The organism is Trinickia sp. (assembly GCF_051961175.1).
Classification (GTDB): Bacteria; Pseudomonadota; Gammaproteobacteria; order Burkholderiales; family Burkholderiaceae; genus Trinickia.
Genome location: NZ_JBQCDN010000438.1, coordinates 40,929 through 62,088 on the forward strand (window position 1 = coordinate 40,929; position 21,160 = coordinate 62,088).

The window sequence follows — 21,160 nt, forward strand, 5'->3', positions numbered from 1 at the left end:
GTGAGGCGGGCCGCTTACATCGGCGGCTTCACGCCATCTTTTTCCACGACGATGTGTTGCGCCGCGTAATCCGAGCCCGAGCCGCGGGGAGAAAATATCGCCGCCAGCTCGCCGGGATGTTTCCTTTCATACTCGTCGAAATACAGTTGGCTTCCTGCTATGCCAAGGTGACCGTTGTCGCCGTAGCGGTACAGCGGGGCCCCGTTCAGGTCCATTTTGCAGACGGTGGGGCTACACAGCACATCGTACGTATGAACGACTGGAATATTCGGAAACTTCGCCGTCAGCCTCGACAGAATCTGCGATGCGGGTTGGTGATCCGCCTGCGCCGCAGATGTTGGATATTCGCAATCTTGCTTACGGGTCCGAAGCCAGCCATCTCTGTAGAACTCGCAGTTGGTCAGTTCCACGGGGGTGCTCGGTACATCGTCAAGTACGATCACGCGCTTGCCGGCCTGCTCGAGCTTTGCGATTGTGTTGGCCAAGGCCTCGTCGATTTCCCGAGGCATGAAACCATGTCCTTGCGGAACAGCATCTGCACGAGGCTCGCCATTCGAGTAAATCTGCCAGACAGCGTCCATAAAAACAGTTTTCACCTCAGGATGCGCGAGCAGATAGGCCATCGCGGCCTTGTCGTGTGCTGCGCAACTCAGGTGTGGGACCATCAGCGACTTGTTACCCGGTAGCGCCGGCATCGTTTCGATTGGCGGGCACATCGGGAACCCGAAGTCGTGAATCGAGAGGTTGTACTTCTTGCCGAGTCGATCGAAAAAGTCGATCAATTGGTACGCGTGCGAATCACCCCATAACGCCGCTTTGTTGTCGGATTGTAGAGCGCCGACCGAACAATCGGACGCGCTGGTCGCGTCGGTTTGCGCAAAGCACTTCTTCGCGCGCGGAAGGTCGAAAACGCCACGCCCGGCCAGCGCATAGTCAGTTTTGATTGCATTCGGGTAAGCGAAAATGAAGCCGTCTGTCGTCTTGCCCACGGCGAAGACCGTACCCGAAAACAGAATCGGGGCGACCATGAATTTGATCGCGCTTTTGCGCTTTGACGTCGGTGCGTAGCGCAATGGCTTTTCCACCAATACGTAGCTAAGCGCTGACAGGCACACCGAAACAACGATTCCGACGGCGTAGTCGACTGGCTTGCTGAGGCCAAAAGTGTGCAGCGCAAAGAAGATGGGCCAATGCCAAAGATAGATCGAGTACGAAAGCTTGCCGAGGCTGACGGCGGCTTTGTTTGCCAGCAACACTCGCGATAGGCGTGCATTTTCGCCGCTCACGATCACGGCTGCGGCTGCGGCGCAAGGAAGAAGGGCGCGCCAGCCAGGAAACGGTGTATGGGCGTCGAACGACCAGACGCACCAGGACAACAGAGCGATGCCGCAGAGAAACACAGCGTCCAGCATCCATTTATACGCATCCCGGCGCGTTCCAGCCGGCACCAACGCGAGTAGGACACCGATCAGCAACTCGAACGCACGATTCTGGAAGAGGTAGTAGCTGCCTGCCGACGCGTTGCGGACGTGGACCTCGGAAACGACGACTGACGCGACAAGCAACAGTGCGAGTGCGATCCGTGCCGTTGCTCGGCCGCGGCCCAGCAAAAATCGCAAGACCAGTGGAAAGACGAGATAGAACTGCTCCTCGACAGAGAGAGACCAGGTATGTAGAAGAGGTTGGTCTTCCGCCTGCGCCGCAAAATAACTCCACCCTTTGGATAGGTAAATGTTCGACGCCAAGAGGGTGTTGTAGCCGATGGCCTTCGCCACTTCGTACGCGTCGCTTGGGGCACGGAACAAAATGGAAAATACGAGAACGCTGGCGAGCATCAGGAACAGCGCTGGCGCAAGTCGACGCGCGCGGCGGATATAAAATCTCCCGAATGAGAACGTTCCGGCGTCCAGTTCCCGTGCGATCGACGACGCTACCACGAAGCCGGATATGACGAAGAAGACATCGACACCCACGAAGCCTCCCGAGAACCCGGAAAACCGGGCATGACAGAGCACCACGACAAGCACGGCAATGGCGCGAAGGCCGTCAATGTCTGATCGATATTTCGGGTGTTGGTCTAGTGTTTGATTTGTTATAGAGGCTGTCGACATAGGCGATCTTTGGAGCACTTCGCGAATCAGCGGAAAAAGGGCGAAGTTTAAACGATCTGGTTGGCGGATAGGAGAGCTTGAGGTCGCGGCCATGGGTGCTTTGCACGACTTCATCGACGTTCGCGTTGGTCATGGAACTGTTGGAGCCCATGTCCCACGCATAGTGGCCTTCGCCCATGCCGCGAGCGGATTCCGGAAACACCAGCACTTCGGTCGCGGTGAGTTTGCCGTCGACGCCGGTCATCGCGGCCGTGCCCACGAACGAGCCCGGTTTGATGTCCTGAAGCTTGATGTTCCTCAGCGCGGTAACGGGTGTGTCGGCCTTCACGGCGATCTTGACCGTATCGCCGCTGCGGCGATGCACGGTGAGCGTGTCGCCGCCGAGCGAGACGATTTCGCCTCGGATGCGGGACGGCTTCGCAGGCGTCTGCGCCAACGCCACGGATGCGAGCGAGAGCGTGAGTGCAGTGACGGCCAGCTTGATTCGAATCGACATGGATGCTCCTTGTAGTGGCGAACGTGTATAGGTATGAGGGAGGATTCAAGAGCCGCCGAACCAGTTGTAACCCTGGTTCTCCCAGTAACCGCCCGGGTACTCATTGGTGACGGTGATGCCGACGATATGCTTGGGATTCTTGTAGCCGAGCTTCGTCGGCATGCGCAGTTTCATCGGAAAACCATATTTTGGCGGCAGGACCTGGCCGTCGTAGGTGAGCGTGAGCAGCGTCTGAGCAGGAAGAGCTGTCGGCATATCAATGCTCGTCGAGTAGTTGTCCGCGCAGTGGAAGGCGACATACTTCGCGCGGGTGTCCGCACCGGTGCGAGCGAGGAAATACGCGAAACGCACGCCGCCCCACTTACCGATTGCGCTCCAACCTTCGATGCAGATATGTCGCGTGACCTGACTTTCCTGCGGCAGCGCATGCAATTCGTCCAGCGTCCTTGCGCTGTGTTTATTGGGGGCGATACCAGCCAAAGGCACTGGACTTTCTACAGTGCAATAATCGCCTGGCTCGATGGATCGCCGGCATGTTCCCCGAGCATCGCTTTCAGATCACGCTCGATGATGCCGCACAGCGTTGAAATGGGAACATCGTTTGCGCCGCCTTCAAATGGATTCTCCGTGCTTTCTCCGACCTGTTCGAGAGACGTGTACATCCACGATACTGCGACACTGCATGGCACCACTAGCCACACCATGTTGCCGTGCATGAAACCACTCACGCCATCATTCAGTTTGTCGAATTCTTGAAGCAGCCCGAATGGGAAAAGCAAACAAAAAAACCTCACGAATAGCGAACTGACCGTTGCATATTGACGTGGATAGGGGAAATTCTTGAAGCCTTCCGATCTTGATTGAAGGTCAATGAAGTCTCCGATCGCCCTTTGAAGCTCCATGTAGAAGCTCGAATTCAGGTGCCCTGCCACGTGGAGCATCTTGAGCGAAGTGCCTTGCAGGCTCAGTACGAATGTTGCGATGGAAGTGGAGGAGAGCGCTTGCGCTGTTTCCGAGGAGGACAAATATTCTGGCAACAATTCGTCAATGCCTCTTTCCCACTCCGGCACACGATAAAACCGGCGATATTCGGCATTGTGATGCTTGCTGGCGCTTTCCCAGATACGGGGGCGACGTAGCTCATATCGCAGCGCGGTCAGCCAGGCAAGGTGTCGATACACCAATTTTCGGGAGACCTCTTTGTCTTCGATAAGATCGCGTGCGATTTGGCCCCAGCGACGGCTTTTGCCAAGTATGTCGATCCAGACGTCCAAAGCATCCGTCGCCCGGTTGTATGTTTGAACGTTTTTGAAGCCGACGATAAACGACGTCGCGGTCCCGAGCAATACCACGATAGTCAGAGGCACCGACAACCATGTAACAGCGAAGAACTTGTACAGTACAACAGGTACGGAACCGCAAATCAGAAGCCCGTAGATTTGCCGGCGAGTCCAGATCAAAAACTCCGATACCTTATACGATTTTCCAAGGTGCATTTTGTGTGTCTCAGGCTAACGCAGGTGAGTAATGAAAAGGGCGTGGACAACGTGCTCACCCGGCGCTACCTGCTGCGCTCGATTGGCACTGACCGGACTGCGCCGTCCCCTAGGCGTTACGCGCTCGGTTTTTGTGACATATCTGAAAAAATTTTACATCACACTTCGTGTCTCACGGTTGATCAAGCATGTTGTAATTGTTGTTTTATCGGAAACACGGTGGCGCACGATACTGGTCTTCTATCGAGGACGAGACTCACCTATGTTCGCGGCCAGGTTCGATTCCGGTGCCGCACATCGTCCGTAGTCTCATCCAGCGCCATCCCGACAAGCTGGCGCGTATCGCCGTAGCCAACCGCAACACCGGAACACGGATATTTCTCCGGCTCTGCAGCGCCAGATTGTTTTTGATTGGTGCCAATGGGGCAACACCGTGATCCCGTTTGCATATCTACCGCGCTACACCGCGCCGTCCTACGATGACTTCGTGCGGCGTATTGCCGCTAGCGACATCCGCCAAGCGCGGGTGTTCACCGTCGCCGCAAGGAGAAATCAATGACTCAGCGTATCAACTACATTCAGCAATCGCCGGAGCTGTTCAAGAAGCTCCTCGAATTCAGCAATCAGCTGAAGGACAGCGCAATCGAAGAATCGATCCGCGATCTTGTTTCGATCCGGGCATCGCAGATCAATGGCTGTGGCTTTTGTGTCGACATGCACGTAAAGGAAGCACGCATGCACGGCGAGCGCGAACTGCGCCTCCATCATCTTGCAATCTGGCGTGAATCGACACTCTTCGCGCCGCGCGAGCGCGCCGCACTCGCATGGACTGAAGCATTGACCAAAGTCGCCGAGCTTGGCGTGCCCGACGATATCTACGAGCACGTGCGTACGCAGTTCTCCGAGAAGGAGCTGTCTGACCTGACGTACGAAGTGATGGCCATCAACGCTTGGAATCGCGCGAACGTCGCGTTCAGGACCGTGCCGGGTTCGGCCGACAAGGCATTTGGCCTCGACAAGGCGAACCTCACCTGAACCGTTCGATGCTTCGGTGCCTCCTCGTCTTCGTTCCGCGCGTGCGGGACACGCTTTTTGGAATGCACATCATGCTTGGACTGAAGAACACCGCAATCGCCGTGCTCGTCACGGCCAGCGCGCTTATCGGCGTGGCGCGCGCAGCGGCTCCCGAAGCCGCCGTGACCCCGCTGATGACAAAGCCGCTCGACGATTATCCCGGCAAGGAAGCACTGATGATCACCGTGACCTATCCGCCGGGTGCCGTCGATCCCGTCCATCGGCATCACGCACACGGCTTCATCTATGTGCTGGAAGGATCGATCGTGATGCAGGTCAAGGGCGGCAAGGAAGTCACGCTGACACCTGGACAGACCTTCTATGAAGGTCCGAACGACGTACACACGGTCGGGCGCAACGCCAGCCAGACCCAACCCGCGAAGTTCATCGTGCTTCTCCTGAAGGACAAGGGTGCGCCTGTGCTCGTGCCGGAGAAGTAAGGACGTTCGCTCATGCAGCGACGCTTGGGTTTTACTGTTTTGGCTTGACGCTGGCATCCGTGTTTGCGTCTTCGCGGCGTGCCTTGCTTCAGCGCGTCTCCAAGACATGGCAACTTTCCAACCAAGGACAATCATCATGTCGCAGAAAATCCTGATAGTGGGCGCCGGCTTTGCCGGAGTGTGGGGCGCGCTGGGCGCCGCTCGCGTGCTCGATGGTGCCGGTGTAAGGAGCAGTGACGTTGAAATCACCTTGATCTCCCCGAAGCCGGAATTACAGATCCGGCCACGGCTGTACGAAAGCGAGCCGCAACGGATGGCTGCGCCGCTGTTGCCACTGCTCGATGCCGTTGGCGTGAAGTTTCTCGAGGGCAGTGTCGAAGAGATTTCCGTTCATGACAAGACGGTCGGCGTCGTGTCTGTCAACGGGCTAAAACGTTCGCTCGCGTATGACCGGTTGTTGTTGACCAGTGGCAGCAGGTTGAGCAGGCCACCGGTTCCGGGGCTGACGGAGTACGCTTTCTCTGTCGATCGTATCGAGGATGCGGTGGCGCTCGATGGCCACTTCGCAGAGCTGGCGAAACTGCCGGATTCGCCGGCACGCAACACGGTCGCGGTCGCCGGATGTGGCTTTACGGGTATCGAGGTCGCCACTGAATTGCCTAAGCGACTGCGCGAGTCGTTTGGCGCTGACGCTGCGATTCGTGTCGTCGTGATCGGCGCGCAGGACGATATGGGTCCCGATCTCGGCCCCAATCCACGGCCGTATGTATCCGAGGCCTTTGACTCGCTGGGCATCGAGGCCGTACTTGGATCTGGCGTGGTGTCGATCGATGCGTACGGGGTCCGCACTGCGTCGGGCACTCGGATCGAAGCCAGGACGGTGATCTGGGCGGGTGGAATGCGTGCCAGCTCACTGACGGCGCAAGTTGCCTCGCGTCTTGACCCACTCGGACGGGTCGAGGTGACAGACGATCTTCGCGTGCCGGAAGCATCTACTGTGTTCGTGGCCGGTGATGTGGCGCGAGCTCGAAGCGACGATGACGGGCACTATGCATTGATGTCCTGTCAACACGCTATCGTGATGGGGCAATTTGGCGGGCACAACGTCGCCGCGGATCTAATCGGTCTCCCGACACTGGCCTATAGACAGCCGTTCTATGCGACCTGCCTCGACCTTGGCGAATGGGGCGCCGTTTACTCGGAAGGCTGGGATCGACAGATCAAACTGACGCACGCGGAAGGAAAGGCGCGCAAACAGATGATCAACACGCAGTGGATCTACCCGCCGGCGCCGAATCGTACCGAAGCTTTGGCGGCGGGTAACCCGCAAGCTTCTTTGGGCTAGGCTGTTGGCACTGGCTAAGCTGTGGCGGTGGGTGTAGCGGATCAGCCAAGCGCGGCGGCGGTAGCAATGAACGTCTTCAATAGACAATCAATCACACGCTGCTGCCGCCCGAGGGCATCGAGTCAGTCAACAACGGTCACGATATTGACGGTCCCTTGTCGGGTCATCTTTGCATACGGGCACAAGCGCTCGGCAGTTCGAACCATCTCTTCCGCCACGCTTCGGTCGACGCCCGGTATCCGGACCCGGACATCGATGACCAATGCATAGCCTCCATCCATGGGATCACGGCCGAACGAAACCTGCACCGCCACAACAGCATCGCTGATATCCATTGCGGCGCGTTTCCCGAGCAGGTTCAGCGCACCGTGGAAGCACGCGGCAAAGCCCGCCGCGAACAACTGCTCGGGATTGGTTCCGTTGCCGGGTCCGCCGAACTCGGTGGGTAGCCGCAGTTCCACAACGAGATTTCCGTCATCTGAACGGGCCACGCCAGATGCACGGCCATGTCCCGTCTCCCCACCGGAAACAGTGACGGTCGTTGTATAAAGGGGACAGAAATCCGGGCCCCGATACCGGTCGAGGAGGGAAAGCGGGGGGGCTTGCAGCTTCTTGTCGTCCATGATGCATTCTCGAGTTCAGTGACGGGCGTTCCGACCCTCAGTCGTCAATTCGTTGAAGCTTGGCTTACCGAGGCGGGTTGCACCTGCAGGAGCCAGGATCGTATCCGACAATTCGAGGGATAGCATGGAACGAACGATCGTGATCGTATAAGGGATACGGCCCATCTTCTGATGCGGCCCGATTCCAAGGCTACGGGACAAAGCCGCCTCCATGTTGAATGAACGTGCACGCCGACGATAGTGCCGTCGAGGGACACACGGTGTTTCCAAATTGGCGCCAATCCAGTGCTACACTGCCACACGCCAGACCTCACATCTCCAGGCGGACGGCGCCGCACGCAAACCGGGCTACTTCGACGGGTATCGATATTTGAGCGTCAAGCTTCCGCGGCTGCTCCCGAGACGAGACGGAGCACGACCCGGAGATACTCGCAGGAAAACCCGATCGTTCTCGATGCCGCCGCTGGCATCCGCTGTCCATCGGGAGGCTGGGTCCAGCATGGTGGCGCGACGGCCTCCGGGGCCGCGTTCCCCGCCGTTTCGGGTCCCGCCGGAACTGCGTCAATGACCGCCATTCACAACTGCAACACAACAGTCGCTGTCGGTGCCAGAGCGCATGCTGGCACGCCGGACGGCTCACCCGTTCATGTGTCGGTAGTGGGGCCAGCAATGGATCAATCGGATACGTCGCACCGAGGTTTTCGCGTTGTCTTGCCAAATAACGCGGACGCTTTGTCCACCTGTTTCGCGACGAGCTACGCGGGGATCATCGCTTTCATGGCGGTAGCGACCGAGGGAAGCTTCGCCAAAGCCGGCGAACGATTGGGCGTTGGACGCTCGGCTGTCTGCCGCAATGTTCAGAAGCTTGAAACGCAGCTAAGCACTCGCCTGTTTCTGCGAACGACCAGGTCAACGACCCTGACGCAAGAGGGCGAAAGGTTCTTCGAGAACTGCAACCAGGGCGTGACCCATATCGTCGAGGCAATAAACGACATGCTGGATCTCCGCAACGGTCCACCTCGTGGCTTCCTTCGAGTCCGCTCGACAGTTGGATTTGGACGCAAGGTGGTGGCGCCGCTGCTTTTCAGGTTTTCCGAGAGCTACCCCGATATCGCGGTTGACCTGCTTCTGGATGACAGGCCAGCCGATTTTGCCGCGGAACAGATCGATGTGGCGTTTCGCGATGGGCACATCGAGGACTCCAGCATCATTGCGAAGCAGTTGATCCCAATGCAGAGGGTACTCTGCGCGTCCCGCGCCTATGCCGAGGAGCGGGGACTGCCCTCTACCCTGGAAGATCTGGAACAGCACGACTGTATCAACGTGAGATTCAACGGTCGCGTCATTGAGTGGGATTTCAAGGTTGACGGCTATATGCGAAAGTATCTGCCGACCGCCAGGTTGACTTTCAATGACGCAGACCTGGTATTGAATGCGGTCCTGGAAGGCCGTGGCATCGCCCAGATGCCCGGATATCAGATATGCGATTACATTGCGCGCAATGAACTCGTCGTTGCTTTAAGGCGATATGTGCCTGACGACCGGGGGCACTACATCTGCTTTCTCAGCCGACAGAATTTGCCGTCACGCATTCGTGTGTTCGTCGATTTCATGACGGAAGAAATTCGGGCACTCAACTCACTTTGCCTCGGCGAATTTAATACGGATTATTCAGAAAGCCGGAATCAGGCCTGACGCTGTCCAAATGGCCCCGCAAGGGGGCCAATCGCATGGATGACGTACTTCGCCTCGCTGAGGTCGGTAGCAGACCGGTGGCGGCGCCTATTGGTGTCGACACGGCAACAGTGCGTGTTCCGATGCGTATCTACCAAGGCGGGGGCTCGACACCTACCATTCCTACATGGCATCGCGATCGGCTCCACTGAGTGGATGGGTCGTTGAGGTCGTGAGTGGAGAGCGTCATGTTTCGTCTCGGACCCCTGCCGGTGTTTGTAGGCTGGATCATGCTATCTGCGGTCAGTATCGGGCTTGCGATTGCCGTCTCGTTCAGCGGCATTTTATGAAGTCTGATATCCGCCTCCCAAATCGCGCCCTTTCGGCGCCAGCGAAGCATGACACATGACATGGGCGGTGCGCCATGGAAAGTTCGTACATAGATTGCCACGCGATTTCACGGGCATTGGCCAGTGCAGAATGCATTGTCGATGTGGGTGCGCATCTTGTTAGTGAACGGGAAGGCTATGCACACCACGGAATTTATGCGGGGAATGGGCAGGTTATTCACTATGGGGGCTTTCATCATTCCGCAAAACGACGCCCTATCGAATATATCCCGTTGCGCGGCTTTGCGGCAGGGAAAGATATAAAAGTTCAGCCTGAACCAGACGCCATTTATACCGGAATCGATGCCGTGGCGAGAGCCAGGTCCCGCTTAGGCGAAGACCGATATCAGTTGCTGACCAATAACTGCGAACACTTCTGCACGTGGTGTCTGCTCGGTGTCGGGCGCAGTGAACAGGTACGCCGAGGCTTAAGGAATCCATGGAAAGGAATCAAGACGCTGTTCGCGCTTGCGAGGGAGGGATGGATGCTTTCTATGCGTGCGCGACGCGTACCCGTCGGGACCGTCACCGGGCAGGTCGTCCCAAACGTACGTCGCGATGTTCGACCAAGCACCTTATTACTCCACTATCTGATAGGCCAGAAAATGAGCATTCAGTTAAACACCAGACGGCGCGCGTCACGTGCACTGAAACTCGGTGTATCGGTGATGGTCGCGGCGGTGCTATCGGCATGCGTGAACTACGCCGACATCCACAGCGACGCTAAAACGGCCGAGCCGACGCAGTATGCGACGCAGCGAAGCCTTCCCGCCGAACAAGGCCATTGGCCCGCCGCCAACTGGGCTGACCAGTTCGGCGACGCACAACTCAAGACGCTGATCGAAGAAGCGTTGAAGCGCAGCCCGACGCTGGACCAGGCGCGTGCCCGCGTTGCGGCTGCATCGGCTTACAGCGAAACGGCGAAGGCCAACACGATGCCGCGCGTCGACGCGAGCTATTCGCTCACGCGTCAACAGCTCTCGAATACGACATTCTTGCCGCCTGCATTTGGCGGCTCGTGGCAGACGGAGAACAAGGGCCTGCTGAGCGCATCCTACGATCTCGACCTGTGGGGCAAGAACCGCGAAGCGCTGAAAGCGGCAATCTCGCAGCATCAGGCGAGCCGGGCTGACTGGGAAGTCGTCAAGCTGACGCTGACGACGTCGATTGCCCGCACGTACAACCAGTTTGCGCGCCTGTATGTGCTACGCGACATCGCGCAAGAGGAAATCTCGCAGCGCGAGCAGATCGACCGTATCACCGCGGGCCGTATCGCGATGGGGTTAGATACGGAAGTCGAGCGCAAGACCGCGCAGGCCAATCTCGCGACGAGCCGCGCCGCGCTGAAATCGCTCGACGGCCAGATTCTCGCGACGCGCTATCAGATCGCTGCGCTGCTCGGCGCGGGTCCCGACCGTGGTTTGCAGATCGCGCGGCCTGCGCTCGGCACCGGCGACGAAGTGCGCCTGCCTGACAACCTCCCTGCCGATCTCCTGAGCCGCCGCCCGGACATCGTGGCCGCGCGCTGGCGCGTCGATGCGATGACGCACGATGTGAAGGAGGCTAAGGCCGAGTTTTATCCCGACATCAACCTGAGCGCCGCGATCGGGCTCGACGCATTCGGCTTCGGCCGATTTCTGACGGCGGCGAGCCGCACGGCCTCGATCGGTCCGGCAATCCATCTGCCTATCTTTGACGCAGGCGAACTGCGCGCGCAGCTGAAGGGCCGCTACGCTGACTTCGATTACGCCGTCGCGACCTACAACCAGTCGCTTGTGACCGCGCTGAGCGAAGTCGCCACACAGCTCGCCGACGTGCGTTCGACAGACGCGCAGCTGTCCGATGCGCAGACCGCGCGGGATGCCGCGCGCCAGGCCGACACGCTCGCACTGGTGCAGTACAAGGCCGGTCTCACGAATCAATTGACGGTCTTAAACGCCGAGGTCAACGCGCTTTCAGCCGATCAGACCGTCGCTAATTTGCGCATGAACCGCCGCGATCAGCAGATTGCACTGGCTTCAGCACTCGGCGGAGGTTTTGTCGACGCGTCGAACGCAGACTCTGCAGCGGCGCCGCGCGCCGATGCGTCCGGACCCAACACGCCTGTCGTTGCCGCGCGCTAAGCGGCTACCCATCGAATCTGCCTGGAGAATTGAAATGACCGAAACCAACACTACGGAGCGCCAGGAAACCCAGGCGACCGGTGTCAAACGTGACGCGCCAGCCGACCTTAAAACCGCAGTCGCGACCGGGCCAGATCTACGCAAGCGCAAGTTGCTGCTCGAGCTGCTGGGCGCGGCTGTCGTAGTGTCGGCGGCGGCTTATGGTGCGTACTACATGACGTATGCGCGTTACCACGAATCCACCGACGATGCGTACGTCAGTGGCAACCTCGTGCAACTGACGCCGCAGGTGACGGGCACTGTCATTGCCGTGAATGCTGACGATACCCAGATTGTGAAGGCAGGCGATCCCGTGGTTACGCTCGATAACGCGGATGCGAAAGTCGCGCTTGGCAATGCAGAAGCGACGCTCGGGCAGACCGTTCGACAGGTGAGCAGCCTGTACGTGAACAACGATTTCTATGCCGCGAACGTTGCTCAGAAGCAATCCGAGCTGAGCCGTGCACAGGACGATCTGCGCCGCCGCCAGGCGGTTGCCGGTACGGGCGCTGTGTCGGCCGAAGACATCGCGCACGCGCGTGACACGGTGACCGCCGCGCAGGCAGCGCTCGAAGCCGCGCGTCGACAGGCACAAGCCAACCGCGCGTTGACCGACCGCACGACGATCGACCAGCATCCGAACGTGCAAGCCGCGGCGTCGAAAGTCCGCGATGCGTATCTCGCGTATGCGCGCAACACGTTGCCCGCACCCGTTACAGGCTATGTCGCGAAGCGTTCGGTGCAGGTCGGACAGCGGGTGTCGCCGGGCACGCCGTTGATGGCGATTGTGCCGCTCGAGGGCGTGTGGATCGATGCGAACTACAAGGAAAGCCAGTTGCGCAACATGCGCATCGGTCAACCCGTCTCACTAACAGCCGATGTTTATGGCGGAAAGGTTACCTATCACGGCCGCGTCGTCGGCTTCTCGGCGGGCACCGGCAGTGCATTTGCGAGTTTGCCGGCGCAAAACGCGACGGGCAATTGGATCAAAATCGTGCAGCGTTTGCCCGTGCGCATCCGGCTCGATCAGAGGGAACTCGAAGCGCATCCGCTGCGCATCGGCCTGTCGATGGATGTCGATGTGGATACGCACAGCAACACGGGCCCGCAGCTCGGCGCGGCCATGAACACGTCATATCGCACCGATGTGTTCGCCGGATACGGCGCACAGGCAGACGCCGAGATCGAGAAGATCATCGCGCAGAACAGCGTCCCAATGCATGCGGGGTCCACGGGCAATGGCGTATCGTCGAGTCCATTCGCCAAGCGCGACGCAAGCGACACGAGTGGCGCTAAACAGCACGCAGGCTAAATCGCATCCTCGAGCGCGCCTCGCGGGCGCGTTTGGGCTTACTCAATAGTTCGACAGGCCGGAGAAACACGCGGACCTGTCGAACGGTTCAGACTGGAAGCGCCATGAATCCCTCGAAGCAACTTGCACCGCCTCCGCTGACAGGCGGCAAGCTGGTCCTCGCGACTATCGCCGTCGCGCTCGCGACTTTCATGAACGTGCTCGATTCATCCATTGCGAACGTTGCCATTCCAACCATCTCGGGCAACCTTGGCGTATCCGTCGATGAAGGCACGTGGGTGATCACGCTGTTCTCGGCGGCCAATGCCGTCGCGATTCCGCTGACGGGTTGGCTCACGCAACGCGTCGGTCAGATCAGGCTGTTCGTGGCCGCGATCGTGCTGTTCGTGTTCTCGTCGTGGCTGTGCGGCGTCGCCCCGAACCTGATCGTGCTACTCGCCGCGCGCGTGTTGCAGGGGGCCGTCGCAGGCCCGCTGATTCCGCTCTCGCAGGCCATTCTGCTCGGCTCGTATCCGAAGGAAAGAAGTTCGACGGCGCTGTCGCTGTGGGCGATGACGGCGACGGTCGGGCCGATTGCTGGCCCTGCACTGGGCGGTTGGATCACCGACAGCTATAGCTGGTCGTGGATCTTCTATATCAACATTCCCGTGGGCCTGTTTGCCGCCGCCGTGACCTGGGTAATCTACCGCGATCGCGACTCCTCGCCGCGCAAGCTTCCCATCGACAAGGTTGGCCTGCTGTCGCTGATCGCATGGGTCGCGTCGCTGCAGATCATGCTCGACAAGGGGAAGGATCTCGACTGGTTCAATTCGCCTGTGATCTGCACGCTCGCCGTCATCGCCGCCATCAGCTTTCTGTTCTTCCTGATCTGGGAGTTCACGGAGAGAAACCCGATCGTCGATCTTCGTCTCTTTGCAGAACGCAATTTCCGTGGCGGCACAATCGCGATCTCAGTCGCGTACGCGGTGTTTTTCTCGAACCTGGTGATCTTGCCACAGTGGATTCAGGGTTATCTCGGCTATCGTTCGGTGGATGCCGGTCTCGTGACGGCGCCGCTCGGAATCTTTGCCGTCCTGCTTGCGCCCGTGATGGCGAAAATCATGCCGAAGTCCGATGCGCGGGTCCTCGCGACGCTGGCCTTCCTCGGCTTTGCAGGCGTGTTTTTTATGCGCGCGCATTACACGACGGACGTCGACACCTATACCCTGGTTCTGCCGACGCTGCTGCAAGGCATTCCCATGGCACTCTTTTTTACGCCACTTACCGCGATCGTCCTGTCTGGACTGTCGCCCGATAAGATTCCGGCGGCCGCTGGCCTATCCAACTTCGTGCGCGTGTTTGCGGGCGGCGTTGGCACGTCGTTGATCTCCACGGGCTGGAACGACCGCACGATCCTGCACCATGCGCATCTGGCGGAGCAGTCGAGCGTGAACAACCCCGACTATTTGAACGCCATTGCTAACCTCCACGCGACGCTCGGCGGCGGCATGGATCGGGCCGCGGCGTCTTTCGAGCACGCCTTGAATGCGCAGGCCGCGATGCTCGGACTGAACGATATCTTCTGGCTCTCGTCGATCATCTTCATCGTGATCGTTCCGCTGGTCTGGCTTACCAAGCCCGGCAAGGGTGGCGCTGGCGCGGCGGCGGGTGCGCACTGAGTGCGAGGCGCACGGCGTTACGACTTGCCGGCGTCGTCCGGCCGCATCAGGGCGACGACGTTCTCGATTCCGTGCCGTGCCATCTTCGTGTAGGGGCAATAGCGTTCGGTGTCGCGTACCAGTTCCCCGGCGATGGCGGACTCGACACCGGGCAAACGGACGCGAGTGTGCGCCGTCAGCATGAACAGGCCGTCGATCGGATCGCGGCCGAAGTCGACCGTGACTTCCACCGAGGCGCCGGGAATCGGAATGCCTGCCCGTGCCGCAAGCAGACTCAGCGCGCCATGAAAGCAGGCCGCGTAACCCGCCGCGAACAACTGCTCTGGATTGGTGCCGCCGCCAGGCCCGCCTAGCGCCTTCGGCATGCGCAAGTCGAGTGCGAGCTGGCCGTCGTCGGAGCGGGCAATGCCCGACGCCCGCCCGTGGCCCGCGTCGCCGCCCGTTACGGTGACAGTGGTCGAATACAGCGTTTGCGCGTCTTGCCCATGGTGCTTGTCGAGCAGTGTCAGCGGCGGTGGACGCAATGTGGTCATTGGTGCGCCTCGTAGGTGATTGCCACTCGTTTCGTGGCGTGCTTCTCTTTGAATCACGCGTCGAAGGTCAGCGGGGCCGATAGGTGCGTTGGCGCCCTGTGACGAGCGGGTTATGGCATCGTAGGCGTGCGCTCGGTCATGCGCTAGGGGCGCGGAGAGACCCACCGTGTTGCATCAGAAACATCACTCGACGCCGCGTCGTTCGGGGCGTCAACCTTCGACTGCCGATAGCGTCGTCATCATCGGCAGACACTGCAGATCGAGTGCTCTGGTGTGCTCGGTCATGTAGTCGATGAACACCCGGATTCGGGCCGGAAGATGCTTGCGGCTGAGATAGCAGAGGTAGTGACCGCCATCGTCGGGTGCGTGCTGCGGGACACAGCTGATCAGATGTCCGTCGCCAAGCAGATGGCACACTTGGTAGGCGGGCAACTGCGCGATGCCCAACCCGTGGAGTACCGCCTGCAACATCAGATCCGCGTCGTTGAACGTGTGCTGCGCGACAAGCTGGCGTCGCTGCGCAACACCGTCGATCTTGAACTCCCATTCCCTGATGCGGCCCGATGCCGTCCGGAAGTTGATGCAGCGATGATTCGCGAGCTCGTCGACATGGCGCGGCAAACCGTGAATCCTTGCATAGGCGGGCGACGCGCAAACGATCATCTGCATCGGAATCAACTGACGCGCGATGATCCCGCTGTCTTCCATGCGACCCTCGCGAAACGACACGTCTATGCGATCGGCGGTGAAGTCGGCGGGATGATCGTTCAACAGCAATTCCAGCTCGATCTCGGGATATTGCGTGTAAAAGCCCTGGAGCAGCGGCGCGACGACTTTACGACCGAAGCCGGGCGTCGAGCCGATGCGCAGATGGCCGCGCGGCGGACCGTTACGCAGCTCCCGCATGTCTTCCAGCGCCTGGGCGATGCGCTCCATACCTGGCTGACAGTTCTCGTAAAAGAGTTCGCCCTCGCGCGTCAGCGACGTACTGCGCGTCGTGCGCAGAAAGAGACGCGTATCGAGTTGGGCCTCGAGTTTCTGCACGTTTCGGCTAACCGAGGAACGACCGATACCGAGGCGATCGCCCGCGCGGGAAAAGCTGCCTTCGCTGGCAACGGCCAAAAAAGAGACGACGCAAGCGAAACTGGTCGCAATTTTGCTTGCGAACTGATCGTCGGCGCCCGCGATGGGGCCGCGTGATGGGGAAGTTGACATGGGAGCGCAAGTCGGGGAGTCGATACGGGACCAGACGTATCAGGGCTGCGGTTTGTGACAGAGTGCGCCGCTTTTATTCGGTGGATGGGTGAGCGTGCTGAGCCATCGTGGTCAGCGCGCTTCCGGTGGGCTGCTCGGGCGCTTGGTGGACACGACTGCAATCAATGCGTGAAAAGTGGCCGTGCTGCTCCGCTGATCGCGGCGTCGTTCACCGCGATCGTCGGCTCAACGTCGAAGCCCGCTGCACGCCATGCACCGATACCGCCGGTAAGCGGCAATGCGAGCTTGACGCCGGCCAGTCGCAACCGCTTCGCCATCCATGCCGCAGACACTTCGTTTGGACACGAACAATAGATAACCAGCGTCCGGTTCGTCCCATAGCGCTCCACGATGTGCTGCAGTTTCCGCTCGTTGGCGAGCACAGCGCCTGGAATGACAAATGGATCGAGCATTCTCCGCTCTGCGGAGCGGATATCGAACACGACAGGCCGCGGATTGTTCGCGAGCAACGCATGCAATTCGCCCGCACTGATCCGCGCCTTCTCGAGCGCTTTTGCCAGCATGAGTCTGTGGCAGTAGCAATAGAAGACGTAAAGCACCGGTGCCATGCCAATTACGATCAACGCGCGCCAGCCAAGATGGGCGATCAGTGCGAAAACCACGTCGATCTGCGACGAGAATATTGCACCGATAGCCAGTCCAACCGACGCCCATAGTGCAACGCCGGCGCAGTCGTGCAAGACAAAGGAACGCAACCTGACGGCCATCGCACCGCACAGCGGCACAGCAACGAGTGACAGGCCAGGGACGAACCGCGCGACAACCAGCACGCGGACTCCCCAGCGCCCGAAAAAACGCTCCGTCTTCCTGACGCACGTTTCGCGCGACAGCGACAGTTTGCAAACAGTATGAAGCGTACGCTCGCCGTACCGCTTGCCGCCCCGAAACCAGATCAAGTCGCCGAGCACGCCGCCAATCACAGCGGCACCTAGTATCGTCGCGAAATGCAAGATCGTCGACGACGCAACGTGTGTCACGAGCGCAATGCCTGCTCCAACTGTGATCAATGTCGGTATGACAGGCAAAGGCAGGCCAAGAGAGGAACCAAGCACATTCAGGAATACGGCCAACGTGCCGTATCGCGCGATCATTTCATGCGACAACATGGTGCTCTCCTTATGGCTTGCACGTACCCGCCTCGAAATCGTTCGTTGCCCTGCAGGGTTGTGTCCTTACTGCATGAACCAGCCGTGGCTGACCACAATCGATTGACCGGTGAGGGCGTTAGACTCGAAGCCGGCGAGGAATGCAACCGTGTTGGCGACGTCGGCAAGCGATGTAAACCCGCCGTCCACCGTCTCCCTCAGCATCACCTCCTTCACAACCTGTTGCGGGGAGATGCCCAGTGCCTTTGCTTGCTCGGGGATTTGCTTGTCGACCAATGGCGTCCTCACGAAGCCCGGACACACGACGTTCGCGCGCACGCCTCGCGGGCCGCCTTCCTTTGCAACGACACGGGCGAGACCGAGAAGCCCATGCTTGGCCGTGACATAGGCCGATTTGAGTTGCGACGCCTCGTGAGAATGGACCGAACCCATGTAGATCACCGCGCCACATTTGTTGGACGCGTACATGTGTCTGAGAGCGGCCTTGGTCGTGAGGAACGCACCGTCGAGGTGAATCGCCAACATCTTTTTCCAATCGGAAAAGGAATAGTCTTCGATCCGGTTGACGATCTGGATGCCGGCATTCGAGACAAGCACATCGAGACCCCCCAGCCGACTCACCGTTTCGGCCACACCCGCATTGACCGCTTCTTCGCTGGTTACGTCCATTTCAACTGCGATCGCTTTCCCACCGGTAGCGACGATATCGTCGGCGGCCTTTTGAGCGTTCACGAGGTTCAGATCTGCAATCACGACCGTCGCGCCGTCCACCGCGAGCTTACGCGCGCATTCTTCCCCGATACCGCTTGCTGCACCCGTAACGAGCGCGACCTTATCTTTCAGTGACATATGTCCTCCTTCGAGTGCTTACTGATTGACCGCGAGCCTCACGGGCTCGGCAGGCGCGAGATAGTCATAAACGACTTCTCCGGCATCGAGCGTGAGATTTGCGATGACGTGACGTGCGCCGATCACTTTCCGAACCGGCAGATCGGCAACCGATGCGAGTTAGCGTTTGCTGCCGCGGCCAATGACGTGCGCTCGCGCAAGGCAGCGAAGACTTGCAGCGCGCATTCGCGCGTTTCTCCTACGGTGTCGTGTTTCCTGGCTCGCATCAGGCGGCGTGTGCGGCTACCGTCAGGACAAAGCGTAGGCGCGATCGTCTTGCGGCAGTAGCTCCGCAAAGGAGCTCACCGCGTTGTCGCTGCGACAACAATCGACGAGAGCAGGGCAGATGCACATCACCGACGAACGGATCGATATCGAGCCCGACGGTGTGCGACGGCGATAGTTCGTCGGGACCGTAGGCGCGGCTGATCGACTTCGATTGGTGTGAGTGGGGCAACACCGTGAGCCTCGTTGTATGTCTATCGCAATACGCCACATCGCCCTACGATGACTTCATGCGGCGCTAGGCCGCTAACGAGATATGGAGGGGGAATCATGAAGATCGTCGTGATCGGCGGCACTGGCCTGATTGGCTCGAAGACCGTCGCGATTCTGCGCGGGGGAGGCCATGAGGTCATCGCTGCCTCACCCAAGAACGGCATCAACAGCATCACCGGAGAGGGGCTGCAAGAAGCCATGGCCGGTGCTCAAGTGGTGATCGATCTCGCCAATTCGCCCTCGTTCGAGGACAAGGCGGTGCTGGAATTCTTCGAGACATCCGGCCGCAACGTTCATGCAGCGGAGGCCGCCGCCGGCGTCCGGCATCATGTCGCGCTTTCTATCGTCGGAACTGACCGGACGCCCGAGAACGGCTATTTCCGCGCCAAGGTTGCTCAAGAGAAACTGATCGTCGCTTCCGGGATTCCCTATACGATCATTCGCGCGACTCAATTCATGGAATTCCTCGGCGGCATCGCCGACGCAGGCACCGATGGCAACGTCGTCAGGATGTCGCCCGGCTTGTTCCAGCCCATCGCGGCGGACGACGTCGCCGCCGCCGTCGCCGATGTGGCGCTTGCGGCGCCGCGAAACGGCGTCGTCGAGATCGCGGGTCCGGAGCGTGCGCCGTTCAACGAAATCATCGCTCGTTATCTGAAGGCGGTCGGCGATTCGCGTGAGGTCGTATGCGACCCCGAGGCGCGTTACTTCGGCGGTCGGGTCGAGGACCACTCGCTCGTGCCGTTGGGCGAGGCGCGGCTGGGCCGCATCGGCTTCGACGAATGGCTCCGCCGCTCACAGGCGCGTGTCTGATCGCGCATCCGACAATCGAACGACAGGTGATGTCCTGCAGCGCTGGCCAACGTTTCTCCGGCCAGCGCAGCGACGGCTACGGGGCAATGACGATCGCCGGGATAGGTTGGAGATGATCAGACAGGCTTGAGCGGCTTGAACGCAGTGTCGAACGATCTTGACGTCATTGGTAACAACATCGCGAACGCCAATACCTTCGGCTTCAAATCGGGTCAAGCTCAGTTCTCCGATTTGTATGCAAACTCCACCGCCACGAGCAGAAGTCCATCGCTCTCAAAATCCGTTCCGCCGCCTCAACCAAGATACCGCCTCGTCCACCATCGGATGATGTCGGTTCGTATTCCACACCAGCGCCGCCGTCACGACCATCACCTTTTCCTTCAACGGCCGGACGACGACATTCTCCGGCGCCAGCTTGCGCATCGACGCCGGTACCAGCGCAACACCTTGACCGCAGCCGACATATGCGATTTGCGACGTGACCGAACGGACTTCGTGAATCACGCGAGGTGTCAACCCATGCGAGCGGCAGACGGACGTCAGCAGGTCGAAGTAAACAGGGCTGACCTGCCGGGACGACATCACCAGATGTTCGTCTGCGAGCGTCCGCAGCCTGATCCTCGGCAGTAGGGCCAGCGGATGATCCTTCGGCAGCGCGACGGCGAGCCGGTCCTCGGCGAGCGGCATCGTTGCGATCCCATTGCCGATCTCGCCGTCGACGCGGACGAACGCCAGGTCGAGCTCACCGGCCTCCAGCGCGGGAATCGCATCGACGCTGTCGATCTCGCGCACGAACACCGTGAGCTGCGGATGCGCCTGCTTCAGCGCATCGAGCAAAGGCGGCACCGTTTCCAGCATCGCGGATGTGATCGCGCCGACGTACAGCACGCCCGACTGGCCCGCCGCGACTTCCCGCACGACGCGTTCGAGTCGTTCCACCTGGCTTGCGAACTGCCGCACGGCGGGCAGGATCGCCGCGCCGGCGGGACTTAACTGCGTGCCCTGACGGGAGCGATAGAACAGTTGCAGCTTCAGTGATTGCTCGAGCACCTTGATCTGCTCGGTCAACGGCGGCTGCGACATGTTCAGACGTTTAGCCGCCCGTCCGAAATGCTGCTCCTCGGCCACCGCGAGGAACATCCATAGCTGCCGAATCAGCCGGAAATCGATCGTATTGCTCATGTGGGTGGGTCTCTATACCGAATCGCCGCGGCCGCGCTGCCCGCGGCGCCGACGCCATTATCGGGCGGCCGCGTGCCGGACCCGT

17 protein-coding genes and 4 pseudogenes are annotated in these 21,160 nt (G+C 59.9%); 10 read left to right on the forward strand and 11 right to left on the reverse strand.

Annotated elements, in window-relative coordinates:
• Positions 1–14 precede the first annotated feature (14 nt).
• The 4 genes and pseudogenes from ACTHL0_RS24890 to ACTHL0_RS24905 form a co-directional block, all read right to left on the reverse strand.
• Positions 15–2,111, reverse strand: a complete 2,097-nt coding sequence (locus ACTHL0_RS24890; protein ID WP_440569733.1) for an acyltransferase family protein — start codon at positions 2,109–2,111, stop codon at positions 15–17.
• Complete coding sequence (locus ACTHL0_RS24895) at positions 2,047–2,607, reverse strand: hypothetical protein (RefSeq protein WP_440569734.1); 561 nt, start codon at positions 2,605–2,607, stop codon at positions 2,047–2,049. The genes ACTHL0_RS24890 and ACTHL0_RS24895 overlap by 65 nt, the downstream gene beginning before the upstream one ends.
• A gap of 45 nt (positions 2,608–2,652) precedes the next feature.
• Positions 2,653–3,057: pseudogene (locus ACTHL0_RS24900) on the reverse strand (molybdopterin-dependent oxidoreductase); the annotation flags it as partial.
• A gap of 44 nt (positions 3,058–3,101) precedes the next feature.
• Positions 3,102–4,103: a bestrophin family protein gene (locus ACTHL0_RS24905; RefSeq protein WP_440569735.1), complete on the reverse strand. Its 1,002-nt coding sequence runs from the start codon at positions 4,101–4,103 to the stop codon at positions 3,102–3,104.
• 555 nt (positions 4,104–4,658) lie between these two features.
• Between ACTHL0_RS24905 and ACTHL0_RS24910 the strand changes: the two genes are divergently transcribed.
• The 3 genes from ACTHL0_RS24910 to ACTHL0_RS24920 all read left to right on the forward strand — a co-directional run bounded on the left by ACTHL0_RS24910 (position 4,659) and on the right by ACTHL0_RS24920 (position 6,962).
• The gene (locus ACTHL0_RS24910) at positions 4,659–5,138 is read left to right on the forward strand and encodes a carboxymuconolactone decarboxylase family protein (RefSeq protein ID WP_440569736.1); all 480 of its coding nucleotides are present in this window, start codon (positions 4,659–4,661) and stop codon (positions 5,136–5,138) included.
• Positions 5,139–5,209: 71 nt separating this feature from the next.
• Positions 5,210–5,617 carry a cupin domain-containing protein gene (locus ACTHL0_RS24915; protein ID WP_440569737.1) on the forward strand — a complete coding sequence of 136 codons (408 nt, stop codon included), beginning with the start codon at positions 5,210–5,212 and terminating at the stop codon, positions 5,615–5,617.
• Between the two features lie 136 nt (positions 5,618–5,753).
• On the forward strand, positions 5,754–6,962 hold the full coding sequence (locus ACTHL0_RS24920) for an NAD(P)/FAD-dependent oxidoreductase (RefSeq protein ID WP_440569738.1): 1,209 nt from the start codon (positions 5,754–5,756) through the stop codon (positions 6,960–6,962).
• A gap of 122 nt (positions 6,963–7,084) precedes the next feature.
• On the opposite strand, the gene ACTHL0_RS24925 is transcribed toward ACTHL0_RS24920, so the two are convergent.
• Complete coding sequence (locus ACTHL0_RS24925; RefSeq protein WP_440569739.1) at positions 7,085–7,585, reverse strand: Ohr family peroxiredoxin; 501 nt, start codon at positions 7,583–7,585, stop codon at positions 7,085–7,087.
• Between the two features lie 669 nt (positions 7,586–8,254).
• On the opposite strand from ACTHL0_RS24925, the gene ACTHL0_RS24930 reads away from it, so the two are divergent.
• The 5 genes and pseudogenes from ACTHL0_RS24930 to ACTHL0_RS24950 all read left to right on the forward strand — a co-directional run bounded on the left by ACTHL0_RS24930 (position 8,255) and on the right by ACTHL0_RS24950 (position 14,780).
• On the forward strand, positions 8,255–9,280 hold the full coding sequence (locus ACTHL0_RS24930; protein ID WP_440569749.1) for a LysR substrate-binding domain-containing protein: 1,026 nt from the start codon (positions 8,255–8,257) through the stop codon (positions 9,278–9,280).
• Positions 9,281–9,683: 403 nt separating this feature from the next.
• Positions 9,684–9,989 (forward strand): annotated as a pseudogene (locus ACTHL0_RS24935) (lecithin retinol acyltransferase family protein); the annotation flags it as partial.
• Between the two features lie 264 nt (positions 9,990–10,253).
• Positions 10,254–11,771, forward strand: coding sequence for an efflux transporter outer membrane subunit (locus ACTHL0_RS24940; protein WP_440569750.1), 1,518 nt, complete (start codon positions 10,254–10,256; stop codon positions 11,769–11,771).
• Positions 11,772–11,805: 34 nt separating this feature from the next.
• Entirely contained in the window at positions 11,806–13,122 is a 1,317-nt protein-coding gene (locus ACTHL0_RS24945; RefSeq protein ID WP_440569740.1) for an HlyD family secretion protein, read from the forward strand.
• Between the two features lie 104 nt (positions 13,123–13,226).
• Positions 13,227–14,780, forward strand: a complete 1,554-nt coding sequence (locus tag ACTHL0_RS24950) for a DHA2 family efflux MFS transporter permease subunit (protein ID WP_440569742.1) — start codon at positions 13,227–13,229, stop codon at positions 14,778–14,780.
• 17 nt (positions 14,781–14,797) lie between these two features.
• Here ACTHL0_RS24950 and ACTHL0_RS24955 read toward each other — a convergent pair whose 3' ends face one another.
• From ACTHL0_RS24955 to ACTHL0_RS24975, 5 genes and pseudogenes are all read right to left on the reverse strand, one after another.
• Complete coding sequence (locus tag ACTHL0_RS24955) at positions 14,798–15,313, reverse strand: Ohr family peroxiredoxin (RefSeq protein WP_440569743.1); 516 nt, start codon at positions 15,311–15,313, stop codon at positions 14,798–14,800.
• A 210-nt stretch (positions 15,314–15,523) separates the two neighbouring features.
• Positions 15,524–16,528: a LysR substrate-binding domain-containing protein gene (locus ACTHL0_RS24960; protein WP_440569744.1), complete on the reverse strand. Its 1,005-nt coding sequence runs from the start codon at positions 16,526–16,528 to the stop codon at positions 15,524–15,526.
• 161 nt (positions 16,529–16,689) lie between these two features.
• Positions 16,690–17,694, reverse strand: a complete 1,005-nt coding sequence (locus ACTHL0_RS24965) for a DedA family protein/thiosulfate sulfurtransferase GlpE (protein ID WP_440569745.1) — start codon at positions 17,692–17,694, stop codon at positions 16,690–16,692.
• Between the two features lie 66 nt (positions 17,695–17,760).
• Positions 17,761–18,543: a 3-hydroxybutyrate dehydrogenase gene (locus ACTHL0_RS24970; protein WP_440569746.1), complete on the reverse strand. Its 783-nt coding sequence runs from the start codon at positions 18,541–18,543 to the stop codon at positions 17,761–17,763.
• Positions 18,544–18,561: 18 nt separating this feature from the next.
• A pseudogene (locus ACTHL0_RS24975) lies at positions 18,562–18,702 on the reverse strand (acetoacetate decarboxylase); the annotation flags it as partial.
• Positions 18,703–19,137: 435 nt separating this feature from the next.
• Between ACTHL0_RS24975 and ACTHL0_RS24980 the strand changes: the two are divergent.
• Both ACTHL0_RS24980 and ACTHL0_RS24985 read left to right on the forward strand, forming a co-directional pair.
• Positions 19,138–19,893: an SDR family oxidoreductase gene (locus tag ACTHL0_RS24980; protein ID WP_440569747.1), complete on the forward strand. Its 756-nt coding sequence runs from the start codon at positions 19,138–19,140 to the stop codon at positions 19,891–19,893.
• 126 nt (positions 19,894–20,019) lie between these two features.
• Positions 20,020–20,151, forward strand: a pseudogene (locus ACTHL0_RS24985) (flagellar basal body protein); the annotation flags it as partial.
• A 15-nt stretch (positions 20,152–20,166) separates the two neighbouring features.
• Here the strand turns inward: ACTHL0_RS24985 and ACTHL0_RS24990 are convergent.
• A complete protein-coding gene (locus ACTHL0_RS24990) occupies positions 20,167–21,075 on the reverse strand; it encodes a LysR substrate-binding domain-containing protein (RefSeq protein WP_440569748.1) in 909 nt (302 codons plus the stop codon).
• Positions 21,076–21,160: the final 85 nt, after the last annotated feature.